At 44.1% G+C, this 17,041-nt stretch carries 18 protein-coding genes; all 18 read left to right on the top strand.

Annotation, left to right across the window (positions count from 1 at the left end; translation table 11 throughout):
- The first annotated feature begins 51 nt into the window (after positions 1-51).
- Positions 52-306, top strand: a complete 255-nt coding sequence (locus MHH57_RS10010; RefSeq protein ID WP_013309950.1) for a DUF3243 domain-containing protein — start codon at positions 52-54, stop codon at positions 304-306.
- Between the two features lie 227 nt (positions 307-533).
- Entirely contained in the window at positions 534-1,307 is a 774-nt protein-coding gene (locus tag MHH57_RS10015) for a DUF3388 domain-containing protein (RefSeq protein ID WP_013370747.1), read from the top strand.
- 30 nt (positions 1,308-1,337) lie between these two features.
- Positions 1,338-2,438, top strand: a complete 1,101-nt coding sequence (locus tag MHH57_RS10020; RefSeq protein WP_029517040.1) for a RodZ domain-containing protein — start codon at positions 1,338-1,340, stop codon at positions 2,436-2,438.
- An 84-nt stretch (positions 2,439-2,522) separates the two neighbouring features.
- Entirely contained in the window at positions 2,523-2,687 is a 165-nt protein-coding gene (locus tag MHH57_RS10025; protein ID WP_023988236.1) for a hypothetical protein, read from the top strand.
- Between the two features lie 144 nt (positions 2,688-2,831).
- Positions 2,832-3,323, top strand: a complete 492-nt coding sequence (locus MHH57_RS10030; protein ID WP_013309953.1) for a YajQ family cyclic di-GMP-binding protein — start codon at positions 2,832-2,834, stop codon at positions 3,321-3,323.
- A gap of 209 nt (positions 3,324-3,532) precedes the next feature.
- Positions 3,533-4,120, top strand: a complete 588-nt coding sequence (gene pgsA / locus MHH57_RS10035; protein WP_013309954.1) for a CDP-diacylglycerol--glycerol-3-phosphate 3-phosphatidyltransferase — start codon at positions 3,533-3,535, stop codon at positions 4,118-4,120.
- 95 nt (positions 4,121-4,215) lie between these two features.
- Positions 4,216-5,484, top strand: a complete 1,269-nt coding sequence (locus tag MHH57_RS10040; RefSeq protein WP_039273576.1) for a competence/damage-inducible protein A — start codon at positions 4,216-4,218, stop codon at positions 5,482-5,484.
- A gap of 241 nt (positions 5,485-5,725) precedes the next feature.
- Positions 5,726-6,787: a recombinase RecA gene (recA, locus tag MHH57_RS10045; RefSeq protein ID WP_023988239.1), complete on the top strand. Its 1,062-nt coding sequence runs from the start codon at positions 5,726-5,728 to the stop codon at positions 6,785-6,787.
- A 195-nt stretch (positions 6,788-6,982) separates the two neighbouring features.
- Positions 6,983-7,732 carry a RecX family transcriptional regulator gene (locus tag MHH57_RS10050; protein WP_342425966.1) on the top strand — a complete coding sequence of 250 codons (750 nt, stop codon included), beginning with the start codon at positions 6,983-6,985 and terminating at the stop codon, positions 7,730-7,732.
- Positions 7,733-8,106: 374 nt separating this feature from the next.
- Positions 8,107-9,651, top strand: a complete 1,545-nt coding sequence (gene rny, locus MHH57_RS10055; RefSeq protein ID WP_013309958.1) for a ribonuclease Y — start codon at positions 8,107-8,109, stop codon at positions 9,649-9,651.
- A gap of 77 nt (positions 9,652-9,728) precedes the next feature.
- Positions 9,729-10,523 carry a TIGR00282 family metallophosphoesterase gene (locus tag MHH57_RS10060; protein WP_013309959.1) on the top strand — a complete coding sequence of 265 codons (795 nt, stop codon included), beginning with the start codon at positions 9,729-9,731 and terminating at the stop codon, positions 10,521-10,523.
- Positions 10,524-10,652: 129 nt separating this feature from the next.
- The gene (locus MHH57_RS10065; RefSeq protein ID WP_007430104.1) at positions 10,653-10,913 is read left to right on the top strand and encodes a stage V sporulation protein S; all 261 of its coding nucleotides are present in this window, start codon (positions 10,653-10,655) and stop codon (positions 10,911-10,913) included.
- 122 nt (positions 10,914-11,035) lie between these two features.
- On the top strand, positions 11,036-12,103 hold the full coding sequence (locus MHH57_RS10070) for a membrane dipeptidase (RefSeq protein WP_342435054.1): 1,068 nt from the start codon (positions 11,036-11,038) through the stop codon (positions 12,101-12,103).
- Positions 12,104-12,280: 177 nt separating this feature from the next.
- The gene (locus tag MHH57_RS10075) at positions 12,281-13,369 is read left to right on the top strand and encodes a low temperature requirement protein A (RefSeq protein WP_029517044.1); all 1,089 of its coding nucleotides are present in this window, start codon (positions 12,281-12,283) and stop codon (positions 13,367-13,369) included.
- 142 nt (positions 13,370-13,511) lie between these two features.
- Positions 13,512-14,084, top strand: a complete 573-nt coding sequence (locus MHH57_RS10080; RefSeq protein ID WP_013309962.1) for a phosphate propanoyltransferase — start codon at positions 13,512-13,514, stop codon at positions 14,082-14,084.
- 300 nt (positions 14,085-14,384) lie between these two features.
- On the top strand, positions 14,385-15,938 hold the full coding sequence (miaB, locus tag MHH57_RS10085; protein ID WP_029517045.1) for a tRNA (N6-isopentenyl adenosine(37)-C2)-methylthiotransferase MiaB: 1,554 nt from the start codon (positions 14,385-14,387) through the stop codon (positions 15,936-15,938).
- Positions 15,939-16,018: 80 nt separating this feature from the next.
- On the top strand, positions 16,019-16,471 hold the full coding sequence (locus tag MHH57_RS10090) for a YlbF family regulator (RefSeq protein ID WP_023988245.1): 453 nt from the start codon (positions 16,019-16,021) through the stop codon (positions 16,469-16,471).
- Between the two features lie 122 nt (positions 16,472-16,593).
- Entirely contained in the window at positions 16,594-17,016 is a 423-nt protein-coding gene (locus MHH57_RS10095) for a PaaI family thioesterase (protein ID WP_029517046.1), read from the top strand.
- The last annotated feature ends 25 nt before the right edge of the window (positions 17,017-17,041 follow it).

Consider the following 17,041-nt stretch of genomic DNA (forward strand, 5'->3'; position numbering starts at 1 on the left):
CATATTACAACTGTTGATTTTAAATCTGAATCATCTAAGGAGGATTTAAGTATGTCAACAGTTGTTCAGAATTTTGATGTTTGGAAAAAGTTCCTCGGTCAGCGTGTAGAGCAAGCGGAGAAGCTGGGAATCAGCCAAGATACCATTTCAGAGCTTGCTTATGAAATCGGTGATTTTCTGGATGAGAAGGTCGATCCAGCCAACCACTCCAACCGCGCATTGAAAGAACTGTGGGGAGTTGCCGATGAGGACGAGCGTCACACCATCGCCCGGCTAATGGTTAAATTGGCCAAGAGCAACGCATAAGTAAGAACCAACATGAAAAGCTCCCTTTTGGGGGCTTTTCTGTAATGGTTACAGAGCTGTTCTTGTAATTCCATTGTAATTTATATATCATAAACGTGATTGAGGCTTACAACACAATGCAGCCTATCAAATTTCAATAATTGGTTTTGTCGAAAGATGTTATTTTATGATACAATAATGCTTTGATTTGGAGTTGTTGACGGTTTGAATGTGAATGAGGTGCTAACGTGACGGAAGAAACGAAACAGTGGTACATGGAGTACAAGATACATAAAAATCGACCCGGACTGCTGGGAGACATTGCTTCCATGCTTGGTATTCTGGGGGTTAATATACTGACGATCAACGGTGTTGAAGGTGAAAGACGGGGAATGTTGCTTGAAACAGACGATGATGAGAAGATACGTATTCTCGGAGACACGTTAAAAAAAGCGAGCAACATTACAGTCACGGCCTTACGTGCTCCGAGACTGGTTGATATATTGGCAGTAAGACATGGCCGTTACATCGATCGGGATTCGGATGATCGTAAAACATTTCGCTTTACACGCGATGAGCTTGGGTTGCTGGTCGATTTTTTGGGTGAAGTATTAAAGAGGGACGGCAATCAGGTGATCGGTCTTCGCGGGATGCCACGTGTGGGCAAAACGGAATCCATTATTGCCAGTAGTGTATGCGCAATGAAGCGTTGGACTTTTGTATCTTCGACGCTACTACGACAGACGGTACGCAGTCAGCTCTCTGAAGAAGAAATGAACCCAAACAATGTGTTTATTATTGATGGTATTGTGAGTACAATTCGGTCAAATGAAAGACATTATCACCTGCTTCAGGAAATTATGAGCATGCCAAGTACTAAAGTGATTGAGCATCCTGATGTATTTGTACGTGAGTCGGGATACAGCTTTGACGATTTCAATATCATTATTGAACTTCGCAATAATCCGGCTGAGGAAATTATTTATGATACCTTTACAGCCAGTTATACAGAAGATCTTTAAATAAGCGTAATTACACAAGGAGATGATGACATGTCAGAACTGGGTCAGCAATTAAAGGAGGCCCGGCTGCAAAAAGGATTGAGCCTTGACGATGTTCAGGAAATGACGAAGATACGCAAACGTTATCTGGAAGCCATTGAGACGGGCGATTACAAAGTGCTGCCGGGAAGCTTTTATGTCAGAGCTTTTATTAAAACATACGCTGAAACGGTCGGGTTGAATCCTGATGAGATTCTGGAAGGGCATCAAAGCAATGTGCCTGAACCTGAACCGGAAGCAGTCATGGAGCCTGTTACACAGAAACGCTCCAGCCGTCCCGCCACGATTGGTAATCTTAAATGGTTGCCTACAGCGTTAATGTGGCTTTTTCTAGTTCTCATTGTTGGGGTTATTTATGCTTATTGGGTGAGCAACAACCATTCAACTCCAAAAACAGCAGAAAACACAACACCGATTACTACACCAAGTACAACACCGAGTACAACACCGAGTACAACACCGAGTACAACACCAAACACGTCTACTCCTGATACCACTACGACACAGCCGAACAATGGTCAAACGACGGCTCCAAATGGTGCTGGTGGGCAGACTCCTGGTGCGGGGCAAACCGGACAAACTCAGCCAAATGGTACGGGGAATACGGATGCTACTACTCCAAATACTGGACAACAGCCGGATACGACTACTCCACAACAAGGTGTAACTGTGGCACAGGACGGCAAGCAAGGCAAGACGACGATTTTTAAAGTTTCCAGTGCAACGGGAGCCACAGCCAAGGTTGATATTAAAGCTACGGGTGAAAGCTGGCTTGAAGTATACAAGGGAGAAAATTCCCGTGGAGAAAAGCTGAGTTATGGTATGACTAAAAGTGGAGATGCCATGTCTTTCGATATTGGTCCAGAAGGTTTATATATCAAATCAGGGCGGTCTTCTGCCACAGATATTTCCGTAGCAGGTCAACCGATAACAGATAATAAATCGACTACTCGTGTACTGATACAGCAAGGAGAAGCCTCTTCGACCGGAACGAGTGCAGGGGTGACGGGTTTACCTGCAGATTCTACGACAGGTAGCAGTACGGATTCAGCACAAAGTGGTACAGATTCTACAACTACTAATGGTGAATAAACGCCTTGGTGCGAGGAAATACTAATGACTGTAATTCCTGGAAAGGCAGTCATTTCATTTTCCGCAAAGTGAGGTGTATACGTTATGACCGTCAGCTGGATTGTGACTGGGCTCGGTATAATTGTCAGTTTACTGGGCTATTATCTGACACCGAATGCATGGGGCTATGGCATACTGGGCTTTGGTCTTGCTCACATTGTGCTTGGACTTTTGGATATGTTCCGAACTCCAACACGAAGCCATAATTAGATATTTTGACCGTAAATGAAATAAAGGCGTTTTTGTCAGGAAAACTGGCAAGAACGCCTTTTTAGTCAACCGATTATTGGATTTTTGTAAATGACTAGCCTATAATTAGATATTGAACTTTGTTGTGGAAAGGAAAGTGAAACGATGGCTTCAGAAAATTCATTTGATATCGTCTCCAAAATGGATATGCAGGAGTTAACAAATGCGGTTCATCAGACGGAGCGTGAAATTGAAACACGATTTGATTTCAAGGATAGCAAAAGTAGCCTCAAGCTTGAGAAAGAAGCTCTTACGATTGCATCGGAAGACGAATACAAGCTGAATGCGGTGATTGATATTTTGCAGTCTAAAATGGCTAAACGAGGTCTGTCCCTCAAAAATGTGGAGTATGGCAAATTGGAACCCGCTTCTCTAGGTTCAGTGCGTCAGCGTCTTTCGCTGAAGCAGGGAATTGATCAGGATAATGCCAAGAAAATTAACATTCTTATTCGGGACTCCAAGCTAAAAGTTAAAAGTCAGATTCAAGGTGATCAAATCCGGGTGACCGGGAAAAACAGGGATGATTTACAGGCGATCATTCAATTGCTACGTAAAGCTGATTTGCCATTGGAGCTTCAATTTACAAACATGAAATAAAGACGTTTTCCCTCATATATTTTGCAGGAAAAACGTTGCTTGATGTGCGGCAGGTTATTTTGACATGCGTTTTGCGCCATATTATACTTGTAACGAAAATGCAGACAATTCAGGTGTATAGCGCTCGCCGAAAGCGATTTACATAGGGTTGAATTTAATCCGAAAACTGCCATTTGTAATCAAGTACGATAATCAGGGGAGAGTGTGTTGTGAATTTACCCAACAGAATTACAATAACGCGGATTTGCCTTATCCCGGTGATGATGCTGGCTTTGCTGGTGGACTTTGATTTTTATCCGCCACCGATTGAGATCGGAGCTTTCAAGCTGCCGTATAATCAGCTGATTGCGGCTATCATTTTCCTTGTAGCAGCCAGCACGGACGGTCTTGACGGGTATTTGGCACGTAAAAATAATATGGTCACCAATTTGGGCAAGCTGTTGGACCCCCTTGCTGATAAGCTTTTGGTAACCGCCATTTTGGTTTCCTTGGTAGAAATGGGGAAAATTGATTCGTGGATTGTTGTTGTGATTGTTAGCCGTGAGTTTGCGGTTACGGGGCTGCGTCAGATTGCCTTGCTGGATGGGTCTGTGGTTGCTGCAAGCAATTGGGGCAAATTAAAGACGATCATTCAGATTGTTGCTATAGTAGCGCTGCTCATTAATAATTTCCCGTTTGTTTTTCTTGGTATACCGTTTGATTTAATAGCGATATGGGCAGCGGTGTTGATCACCATTTATTCGGGTATTGATTATTTCGTGAAAAATATCCATTTGCTGAGCTCCTCCAAGGTTTAACAGTATAAATTTTATGGAAACAGCAATAGGGACTAAACTTATTGCTGTTTCTTTATATAATTCCCATCATATTCGCAGTACAGGAGGAAGAATTGATGAAAGCTGAAATAATTGCGGTAGGAACAGAGTTATTGCTCGGACAAATAGTGAATACAAATGCTCAATATTTGTCACAAGAGTTGGCTACAATTGGAATCGATGTATATTTTCAGACTGTGGTTGGCGATAACATAGATCGGCTTCAGGAAGCCATAAGAATTGCTCAGAAGCGTGCGGATATTATTTTATTTTCTGGCGGTCTGGGACCGACCCAGGATGATTTGACGAAAGATGCGATAGCGTCTGTATTGGGGCGAAAATTGCACATAGATCGTCTTGCAATGGACAAGCTAGATCAATTTTTTCGTAACCGTGGGGTAGAAATGACCGAAAATAACCGCCGGCAGGCGCTTTCTATTGAAGGTGCTACTCCGCTTGAAAATGAGACAGGGCTAGCTGTGGGCGACGCAATTGCACAGGATGGTAAATTTTATGTAGTTTTGCCTGGACCTCCTAAGGAACTCAAACCGATGTTTGCAAACCAGGCCAAACCTTGGTTGCTTCAGCAGGCATTGAGCGGTGAGGAAATGCCAATTTATTCAAAAATGCTAAAATTTGCAGGGATTGGTGAGTCAGCTCTTGAAACCCGTTTGTTAGATCTGATCCAATCCCAGACAGACCCCACGATTGCTCCTTATGCCAAGGAAGGGGAAGTCACGATCCGTATATCCACCAAGGCGGCCAGCGAAAGTGAAGCATTGATTAAGCTGACGGCTACGGAAGTAGAAATTCAGCAGCGTCTTTCGGAATTTATGTATGCAAGCGAAGATGTTACGCTGGAGAAGGTTATCGTAGATCTAATGGCCAATCGCGGACTCACTGTGAGTGCGGCAGAAAGCTGTACAGGTGGAATGCTGATGGAACACCTCACTTCTATACCTGGCAGTGCTACTATGTTTCAAGGTGGCATCGTGTGCTATTCCAATGAAATGAAGATGAAATTACTCAACGTGCCTTGTGATTATTTGGAAGGGGATCAAGCGCCAGGTGCAGTGAGTAAGGAAGTGGCCCTTGTGCTTGCAGAGCAGGCGAGAATGATCATGGACAGCGATTTTGGACTTTCAGTTACTGGTGTAGCCGGGCCTGGGTATTCCGAACGGAAGCCAGTCGGTCTAGTGTATATTGGCATTGCTGAACGCGACAAGGAAACGGAAGTACATGAACTGAGACTGAGTGGTAACCGCGAAACAATCCGACTGCGATCAGTCAAAGCGATTCTGTACAGATTGTGGCGCAGGCTGGTAGAGAACGAGAAACTCTCTTAATCATCTATGTACAGTGTGGGTCGTAGAGTTGTTTTAGATAGATATTCATGATATAATCACCTTATCGGAAGAACCGTTGCAAAGCCTTTTGCCAGCGGTTCTTTTTTTGTTTTAAGAGACAGGTGTAATTACAGAAGAGAGCTGTGTGAATAAAAAAACGAATGTATGTTCGAAAAAATGCTTGGCAAGCGTGTCAAAACAAGGTATTATTAAAGTACAAACAATGAAGGATGTGAGTTTATTGTCAGATCGTCGTGCTGCGCTGGATATGGCGCTCCGTCAAATAGAAAAGCAATTTGGTAAAGGTTCCATTATGAAGTTGGGTGAGTCTACCCACATGCAAGTGGAAACGATCCCCAGTGGTTCGATTGCTTTGGATATTGCGTTAGGAACGGGCGGCTTTCCAAGAGGCCGGGTTATTGAAATATACGGACCGGAATCATCCGGTAAAACGACAGTAGCTCTTCACGCTATCGCAGAGGTGCAAAAAACAGGCGGACAAGCCGCCTTTATCGACGCCGAGCATGCGCTTGATCCGTCGTATGCAAGCAAGCTGGGTGTCAATATTGATGAGTTGTTACTATCGCAACCAGATACAGGAGAGCAGGCGCTTGAGATTGCCGAAGCCCTTGTACGTAGTGGAGCAGTAGACATTGTAGTTGTTGACTCCGTAGCGGCACTTGTGCCGAAGGCAGAGATTGAAGGCGAAATGGGAGATTCCCACGTCGGTCTTCAAGCACGTCTGATGTCGCAGGCATTGCGTAAGCTGTCTGGAGCCATTAACAAATCGAAAACTATTGCTATTTTTATTAACCAGCTACGTGAAAAAGTAGGTGTTATGTTCGGTAACCCTGAAACAACACCAGGTGGACGTGCCTTGAAGTTTTACTCTACGGTACGTTTGGATGTTCGTCGTATTGAAAGTTTGAAAATGGGTAACGACATTGTGGGTAACCGCACACGTATTAAAGTCGTGAAGAATAAAGTTGCCCCTCCATTCCGTCAGGCTGAAGTGGACATTATGTACGGTGAGGGCATTTCCAAAGAAGGTAGCTTGATCGATATCGGTACGGAGCATGACATTGTCGACAAGAGTGGAGCTTGGTATTCCTACGAAGGTGAGCGCCTTGGTCAGGGACGTGAGAATGCGAAGCAATTTTTGAAGGAAAATCCGAACATTGCTAGTACGATCGAGCAAAAAATTCGGGTGGCAAGCAATTTGATTACGACGGTTGCTCCGCCTACAGAAGAAGAGTTGGCACAGCAAGCCAAGGAAGAACAGGAATTGTTGGAGCTTGAATAAAGCTTGGTGAATCCTGATTTGTGAACTGGAGCCAGGGTTATGGCACAATCCGGTTGAATAGCATGATTCTGATGCCCTGCACAGTTGTGCAGGGCATTTTTGCATCAATTAAAGCTGCTTTATCAGCGGAATCTAACTTTTGCGTAGCAGTTGTCCAAAGACTGCTTTCGTGAATTTCAAAGTGAGGGAAATATATTGCAGTTGGACGATGAAGATGAATATTCTGCGGAAGCAAATAAGCAACAAGAAATTTCTCTTTTTCCGGATCATGAGGAATTGATGATTACTAGGGTAGAGCAGGGACAGGGACGCAAACGTGGACGCTATATCATTCATTTTGGCCCGTATTCACTGTCTGTATTAGAAGATGTAATGATCAAGTACAATATGTTCAAAGGAACGTTATTCGTCAAAAAAGAACTGGAAGATATTGTTCTGGCAGATGAAAAGCAACAGGCCTATGTACTCGCGCTTCGATATTTGGGGCGAAAGCCTCGCACACGTCAGGAAATTGCCCAGCGTTTGGTGCAAAAAGAACTGGATCAGTCTGTTATTGACGAAGTAATGGTCCGACTGGAAAGGGAGCAACTCGTGGATGATGATTTGTACGCCCGCCAATGGGCAAGGCAGCGTATAACTAGCCAACGTAAGGGGAAGATGTGGGTTAGGCAAGAACTCCGTCAGAAAGGCATCTCTAAAGCCTCTATTGGGGAAGCGTTAGGTGAAATCACCGATAATGAGGAGTGGGAGAGTGCTTTGACGATCGGACGTAAGAAATGGAATCAGGTACGTGGTGATATAATGGAGAAAAAAAGGAAAACCTACCCTTTTCTCATGAGACGCGGATATTCGGGGGATATGACACGCCGAGTGGTCAATCATCTCACTGCGGCCGAGCATGACGCTGCTTCAGATGACGAGGAATTGTTGCAGTGGGAGGAATAATTGCCAAACGGCTGCTGAACCTTGGGCTAGTATGAACGGATAGGATGAGCTAGTTATTACATGGAAAGCTGCATGGTACTCTACTAATGTTTGCATTCCCTTGACAATGCCATTTGTCAAATAATAAAATATATATGAAACGATACTTGTGGAACGCCCTTTTTCCTTCCAAAAAAGCGGAATCCACCGGTGAGTTCTCATCGCCAAATAACAAGTGATGCCGCTATGCCAGGCGGAATTGTACATGTGAAAGCATGTGCATATGAAATGAAACGACCTTGTGTCGTTATCTTAGTTTGACGATCAAAGTAAATGTGACAATTGCAAAAAGTCCCAAGGAATGCCTTGGAGGAACCAACGGGGAGGTGAACAGTATGATGACTGCGATCTGGTTCGTTCTCGTTGCTGTAGCCGCGTTATTCTTTGGGTTCGGGATTGGTTATTTTATTCGCAAATCTATTGCAGAAGCTAAGATCTCCAGTGCGGAAGAAGCTGCCGCGCAAATCGTGGAGAACGCGAAAAAAGAGGCAGAAGCGCTGAAGAAGGAAACGGTATTGGAAGCGAAAGATGAAATTCACCGCATCCGTGCCGAAGCTGAAAAAGAAACTCGTGAACGTCGCAATGAAATTCAACGACAGGAACGAAGATTGCTGCAAAAAGAAGAATCGCTGGATAAAAAATTGGAATCGCTGGAACGCAAAGAAGAACAGGTGGCCAACAAAGAGAAACGAATCGATGAAACCCAGCAGCAAATTGATTTGATTTACAAGAGTCAGGTAACTGAGTTGGAGCGTATTTCCAATCTGACGATGGAGGATGCAAGAAGTATTATTCTGACCAACGTAGAGCAGGAAGTTCGTCATGAAACAGCTCAGATGATTAAAGAAATTGAACAGCAGGCCAAAGAAGAAGCGGACAAAAAGTCTCGTGAAATCATCACACTGGCCATCCAACGCTGTGCGGCAGATCATGTAGCAGAAACGACGGTTTCTGTCGTCACATTGCCGAACGAAGAAATGAAAGGCCGGATTATCGGGCGCGAAGGCCGTAATATCCGTGCACTTGAAACCCTTACAGGAATTGACCTCATTATTGATGATACGCCGGAAGCTGTTATTTTGTCCGGATTTGATCCGATTCGTAGAGAGATTGCGCGTACTGCGCTTGAAAAGCTCGTAGCGGACGGACGGATACATCCGGCTCGTATTGAAGAGATGGTGGAAAAATCCCGTAAAGAGGTGGACGAACGAATCCGTGAATATGGTGAGCAGGCCACCTTTGAGGTGGGCGTGCATAGCTTGCATCCGGATTTGATCAAGATCTTGGGACGTCTTAAGTTCCGTACGAGTTACGGACAGAACGTATTAAAGCACTCGATGGAAGTTGCATACTTGACAGGTCTAATGGCCGGGGAACTGGGCGAAGACGTTGTACTGGCAAGACGGGCAGGATTGCTGCATGACATCGGGAAGGCGCTGGATCACGAAGTGGAAGGATCGCACGTTGAAATTGGCGTGGAACTGGCGAAAAAGTACAAGGAACACCCGGTCGTCATAAACAGCATTGCTTCACATCACGGCGACTGCGAAGCGACTTCAGTGATCGCCATGCTGGTTGGGGCGGCAGATGCTCTATCAGCAGCAAGACCGGGAGCGCGGCGTGAAACGCTAGAGACGTACATCCGTCGTCTTGAGAAGCTGGAACGCATCTCCGAATCTTTTGAAGGCGTTGAAAAATCATACGCGATTCAAGCCGGACGCGAAGTTCGTGTCATGGTACAGCCAGAGAAAATTGATGATGCGGAAGCATTCCGACTGGCCCGCGATATTACGAAAACGATTGAGAATGAACTGGACTATCCGGGACATATCAAAGTTACTGTTATTCGCGAGACCCGTGCGGTAGAATACGCAAAATAAAAGCATTTCAATGAAAAGTGGCCGCTGTTTGTAGGGCCACTTTTCATTTATGTAAGGCAGACTAGGGAGGGCTTTCTATCAACGTATTATTTATTGGAGACATCGTCGGCAGTGTAGGCAGAAAGGCACTGAGGGAAAATCTTCCTTCGCTCAAATCAAAATACAATCCGCATGTTATTATCGTGAACGGAGAAAATGCAGCTTCGGGAAGAGGCATAACTCCTGCTATCGCCAGAGAGTTTTTTGATTGGGGCGTCCATGGGATTACGATGGGAAATCATACTTGGGACAATAAGGAAATATTTGATTTTATAGATGATGAGCCACGGATCATTCGCCCGGCTAACTTTCCACCAGGAACACCGGGCCGGGGTTATACCGTTGTAAAGGGTGGAGGTAAGGAGCTGGCTATTGTTAATCTGCAAGGTAGAACCTTTTTGCCAGCTATTGACGATCCATTCCGTGCAGCAGATGAAATTGTCGATGAGTTGCGCAAAAAACATAAACATATCCTAGTTGATTTTCACGCCGAAGCAACCTCGGAAAAAATCGCTATGGGTTGGCATTTGGATGGACGTGCTTCAATCGTGGTAGGTACGCACACACATGTACAGAGCAATGACGATACAATTTTGCCACAAGGAACTGCGTATCAGACAGATGCGGGAATGGTAGGTCCTTATGAGGGAGTGCTTGGAATGCAGAAAGAGGCTGTGTTACAGAAATTCCAGACCCAGCTTCCGGTGCGTTTTCAAGTGGACATGGGCAAATGGCATTTCCATGCCATCAGCGTAGAGCTGAATGATAACGATGGAAAAGCCCGCAAAATTCAGAAAATCAGACTCAAAGAAGATGAATGGCGGATGGATTAACTTTTTTGTAAGCTGCTTAAGGAAAGAATAAGGAAAACTGTCACCAAAAAGCAGGAATTTTTTGCTGACCCTCGAATAACATCTAATAGTGGAATCAAACCATCATCATTCCCAGGGGAGGTACTTACTATGGATGTATTAAAAGTATCAGCAAAATCCAATCCTAATTCAGTTGCAGGCGCACTCGCAGGAGTACTGCGTGAACGCGGAAATGCAGAATTACAGGCGATTGGAGCGGGTGCACTAAACCAAGCCATTAAAGCGGTAGCCATTGCCCGGGGATTTGTCGCACCAAGCGGAGTGGATTTGATTTGTATTCCTGCTTTTACAGACATTGTTATTGATGGAGAAGATCGGACTGCGATCAAATTGATTGTAGAGCCAAGATAATAAATGTAAGTTGCCTGAGCCTGTTTACGATTTGTAAACGGGCTTTTTTGCATTGTGAGTCTGTTACTATGATTTTTAAAATAAATTTGTGGTGCTTCAATCTATAAATGGAGGTAAGATGCATGAATGATAAGCTAAAAGTGAATTGGCCAGTTGTTGACTTTCATTGTGATGTGTTATGTAAAATGCAGCTCGATGCGCAGATCGATTTCAGTCATCCATCGCTTGATGTCACAAAAGAACGTTTGCTAGAAGGTAACGTGCAGTTGCAAACGTTTGCTATATATATTTCACAGGTATTAGGCACACCAAGATTTGAGCATGTGGTACGTCAAATTGAGCTGTTCAGGCAGCATGTTACCTCTATCTCCGGTGGGTTGAGACCATTGCTGTGGAAGGAAGACTTGGCAATGTGGAAAAATGCGTCCGCAGTGCATCAGGAAGAGCAAGTAAAGCAGGCAGGAGAAGAGAAGCGCACGGAAAAGATAACGTATTTGGATGGTAATGGGACGGATCATATATGGGCACCTTGGGCTTTGCTCTCACTGGAGGGGGTAGATGCGCTGGAAGGGAACCCTTTTTATGCAGAATTATGCTATGCCATGGGAGTACGATTGATTGGGCTGACATGGAATTATGCGAACTGGGCAGCTGACGGCATTATGGAACATAGAGGTGGCGGGCTGACTAGCAAGGGGCGCGATTTGGTCAATCGCTGTAATGACCTGGGACTGCTGTTAGATGTGTCGCATCTGTCCGTACAGGGCTTCTGGGAGGTGCTGGAGGAGGCTACTCTACCGCCCATCGCCTCGCATTCGAATGTCTTTGCGAGATGTGCTCATCCTCGTAATCTGCGGGATGAACAGATTCGTGCACTGATCGCCCGTAACGGACGGATTGGTTTGACCTTCGTCACCATGTTTCTCAAAGAGCAGGATACAGTAACTGCTGAGGATCTGCTACCGCATATTGAGCATATTTGTTCATTAGGGGGCGAAAGGCATTTGATGTTTGGCTCTGATTTTGACGGTATCGAGCACCATGTGCAAGGCTTGGAACACTCGGGGAAATATCCGGCTTTTGCAGAACTGCTGCTGAAGCATTACCCTGAGGAGCTAGTCAAAGGATGGCTGGGAGGTCATGCCCTGGAATACCTGCAAACGAATCTGCCTTCTAAAATGTCTTCTTAAATAGCTATTTAAGGGGATGTTTTGGCTGCGAACACTCTTGACAAAGCGAGAACGATTACGAAATAATGAGAAGTATCTTAGATTTTAAATAATATTTGCAGAAATACGGCAGACAATGGAGCGAGACTGATGGTGCACCATGCTGCACCGCTATACCAGAGGGGGCTCCATTACACAATGTTAATAAAAAAGGTTACCTGGCTTGAACTCTTTTATGACTTACTATTCGTAGCTGCTGTCTCTAAGGCCACTCATGTTTTACTACATGTTGAGCATGGTAGTATCTCGTGGGAACATATGGAGAAGTTCATTATGATTTTTATCCCGATATGGTGGGCTTGGGTGGGGCAAACTGTCTACAACAACCGTTTTGGTCAAGACAGTATAACGCATCGAATCTTTATGATCCTGCAATTGTTTTTCGTGTTAATCATGACTGCCAGTTTGAATATAGATTTTGATGCGTATTATGTATCTTTTTTTGTTGGCTATATTGGGTTAAGAGGTTTAACTGTCGTTCAATATTTACTTTCGGCGCCCAAAGAAACGGCTCATAAACAGGAAACAGCTCGTTTTTTCGGAACCTATTTTTGGATTGGAATAGTCATCTCTAGTTTCTCCCTTTTCTTTGACTCTTGGGTTCGATATTTGATTTTATATACCGGTATAGCTGTTGATATCCTCGTTCCTTTGATTGGTCGTAAAAAGTTGGTGATCACACCAATCCATACGGAGCATCTTTTAGAACGATTTGCACAGTTCACCTTAATTCTGCTTGGCGAATCTGTGATAAGTATGCTTTCTGTTTTACAATCCGATCATTTTACGGTTTCTTCCGTTGTATTTGCCGCTTTGGCTTTTATATTAGTCATCGCAATCTGGTGGCAATATTTTGAGAATATGGAGAAGCGCGTAGATAAATCAAAACAATCAGCAGGACAGACTATTATTTATGGTCATTTGTTTATTTATCTTTCCCTTAGCATGCTAGCTGCTTCGATTCAGCTCTTGTTTTTGGGACAAGTAGACTATATCTTTGTGCTTTGCTTTACCTTTGCTTCTGTTTTTATTTACTTTTTGTCGGTTTTACTGGTATTTCATCAGTACAGATTAAGTCATCTTAAACCCCGTCTCAGAGTCATTTTTTTCTTAACTGGAATACTCTGTGTCCTGTTTATCCTTAATATATTTATTGTCGTCCCCCCTCATCTCATTGTAGCTGAAATCATGCTTTTCTTTCTCCTGTTCGCTAAAACGACGATTTGATCTGATTTATAGGGATGATATTTAACGATGATTGGGGCGAAAAAGGGAACTTTATACGCTCTTCTTTTCTTTCTTGGCAAAATAGGAGTATAATAGCATGGATGTGTAAAGTATTGTATAGAGAAAAAGGAGTGACCACACGATGAGTAAAATCGTACCTGTCGGCGTTTCCGCCCGTCATATTCACCTGACTCAAGAGCATATTGAAATTTTGTTCGGAGCAGGCTATCAATTAACCGAATTTAAACCTTTGTCCCAACCAGGACAATTTGCCGCAAATGAAACGGTAGCTGTAATTGGTTCTAAGGGCCAATTTGATAAGGTTCGCATTTTGGGACCTGCTCGTCCCGCTTCCCAGTTGGAAATTTCTCGCACTGATTCCTTTGCTATTGGTGTAAAAGCACCTGTACGCGAATCGGGTAGCATTGATGGTACACCAGGAATCACAGTAAAAGGACCAGCTGGTGAAGTGGAACTGCAAGAAGGCGTGATTGTAGCAGCCCGCCATATTCATTTCCATACATCTGATGCAGCTAAATGGGACATTAAGGACAAGCAGTTGCTGAAAGTACGTGTTGGCGGCGAACGTGGTCTTGTATTTGAAAATGTTCTTGCACGTGTGTCCGATTCTTTTGCTTTGGATATGCACATTGATACAGATGAAGCGAACGGTGCCGGTGTGAAAAACGGTGACAACGCTGAAATCGTAGACTAATATACACGATTTAAATGCCGGAAGGCTTAAAGAGTCCGATTCTTGCAAAAGAATCGGGCTTTTTACATACTATATAATTCACAAATACTTCACTTATGTACAAAAAGAACATGAGTTCACTTTGCACTCAATGGTATCTGCGGTTGATCTATGGCGATGGCCTATAAATCATGCTATAATTTAGTGTAATGCCTTTTTTAAAGGTTTTTTTAGAACTTAAAATAAATTTACCCATGCCTAAAGATACAGTAAAATCACAAATTAGCTCGTGAAATAGATGGTGTAAGGAGTGACTAAGGAATGGAAAAGAAAACAAAAGATTACTCCAAATATTTTGATTTCTCGGATGCGAAGATTATTTCTGAAGATGAGCATAGCAAAAAGATCCGTATTCGCGGACGTGAAATCAACATTATGGCGGAGCCGAACCATAGAAAAGAAAAGCAACGCGGTAAAGAGGATGTACAGGTATTATATGATAACGCAGTCCCGGATGAGCTAAAGCATATCGGTGAGGGAAAGCATTACATCGTATACACATTTGGTTGCCAAATGAACGAGCATGATTCCGAAACCATAAAAGGTTTGCTGGAGCAAATGGGCTACCAATCAACCGAGGATCGGAAGGAAGCAGACATCATTTTACTAAACACTTGTGCTATCCGTGAAAATGCGGAGGATAAAGTGTTTGGCGAGCTGGGTCACCTCAAGCATCTCAAAACAGAAAAGCCAGGACTGCTGCTCGGCGTGTGTGGCTGCATGTCACAGGAAGAGAACGTCGTTAACCGGATTATGCAAAAACACGGTTTTGTCGATATGATTTTTGGTACCCATAATATTCATCGTCTGCCTCAGCTCGTCAAGGAAGCACTCTTTAGCAAAGAAATGGTGGTCGAAGTGTGGTCTAAGGAAGGCGACATTATCGAAAACTTGCCGAAGAAGCGCGAGGGTATGCGGGCTTGGGTGAACATTATGTACGGCTGTGATAAATTTTGCACCTATTGCATTGTTCCCTTTACACGTGGTAAGGAAAGAAGCCGTCGTCCAGAGGATGTTATCGCTGAAGTACGGGATTTGGCACGTCAAGGTTTTAAAGAAATCACCTTACTGGGGCAGAATGTTAACGCTTATGGTAAGGATTTGAAAGATTTGAATTACAGATTCGGGGATCTGATGGATGATATGCGCAAAATCAATATCCCGCGTGTACGTTTTACAACATCACATCCACGTGATTTTGATGACCATTTGGTAGAAGTGCTCGGTAAGGGTGGTAATTTGGTGGAGCATATCCATCTGCCTGTTCAATCCGGTAATACGGATATATTGAAGAAAATGAACCGAAAATATACCCGTGAGCGTGTTCTGGAACTGGCAGCGAAGATTAAAGCAGCTGTTCCGCATGTTTCTCTGACAACGGATATCATTGTAGGTTTCCCGGGCGAAACAGACGAGCAGTTTGAAGATACTCTATCTTTGGTGCGCGAGGTCGGCTATGACTTTGCCTACACATTCATTTATTCACCACGTGAAGGTACGCCAGCTGCTTCGATGGAAGATAATGTGCCTATGTCGGTCAAAAAAGAGCGTCTCCGGCGTCTGAACATTGCGGTGAACCAAAACAGCCTTCGCTTTAATAGTCGATTGCGTGGCGAAGTGGTTGAAGTGTTGGTGGAAGGCGAGAGCAAAAATGACAGCAAAGTGCTTGCCGGTCGGACCCGTTCCAATAAGCTTGTACATTTTGAGGGTTCTCAGGACCTGATTGGTTCCTTTGTTCAAGTGAAAATTACGGAACCTATGACCTTTTACATCAAAGGTGATCTGGTTGAAACGGCTGTAGCAGTTAACGGATAAAAGAATATTCTAGCGGGTTGCATGCGGTCTGAGTAAGGTTGTGTGCAGGGCCGTCTAAGTGAGAAAAGGAGCGATGGACAATGACAGAGGAGCGGTTGCAACAAACAGAACTTCAATCGGCGGCGCGCCAGCATGATCATTTGGTCAATCGCGAAATGATATTGGCAAAAGCCAAAGAATTAGCAGGTATTTTGGGTAGCAGTGAGGAAGTACAGGTATTCCGGAAAGCAGAAGAAAAGATTCAGGATCATGGGCGCATTCAGCAACTGATTGCAACGATGAAAAAGAAGCAAAAGGAAATTGTTGCATTTGAATCCTTAAAAAATCAAAAAATGATTGCCAAAATAGAGGCCGAGCTACAGGAGCTACAGGAAGAACTTGATGGTATTCCAATTGTAACGGAGTTTCAGCAGAGTCAGGTGGAAATTAATGAGCTACTGCAAATGGTGATCATGGCGATTCGTGATACCGTTGCTGAGAAGGTGAACGTTGAAGAGGGAAAAAGTACTTCCTCGTCGAATTGCAGTGATTAGAATGAAATTTATGGTGTGGAGGCGTAGCTTCCACGCCTTTTTTTCGAAAGCAATTTGCCATCGTATATATTTATAAGACATCAAGAGAAATGGGACAACATAGAAGGGATGGAAGCAAGGGAATGGATAAGTTCGGTAAGATGCTAGAGGGCGAAAATAATACTTTTTGGGAGTATTTAGGGTGTGAGCTGATTGCAGCTGATGCAAACGAGGTACAGATCGCTTTGGAAGCCAAACAAGAGCATACCAATGTGATGGGTATTGTCCATGGGGGTGTGCTTACTTCATTGATGGATCAGGCGATGGGGATGGTCAGTATGGCTTCACGAAATATGGATCCATGTGTAACGACGAACCTGAATGTTCATTTCTTGTCAGCCATGAGGCAAGGCCGACTGGAGGTTAGGGCGCGGATTCTTCATCAGGGAGGTCGGACTATAACCACTGAGGCGGAAGTAAGGGATAGTGAAGGCACACTTGGGTCTACATCTACAGCAACCTTCCGAGTATTACGTACACAAGCAAGTGATTCAGGTAAGGCCTGACGCTTGACAAAAATTTTTATTATGT

Origin of the sequence: Paenibacillus sp. FSL H7-0442, from assembly GCF_038593105.1 — a bacterium.
In the GTDB taxonomy this organism is placed as follows: domain Bacteria; phylum Bacillota; class Bacilli; order Paenibacillales; family Paenibacillaceae; genus Paenibacillus; species Paenibacillus polymyxa_D.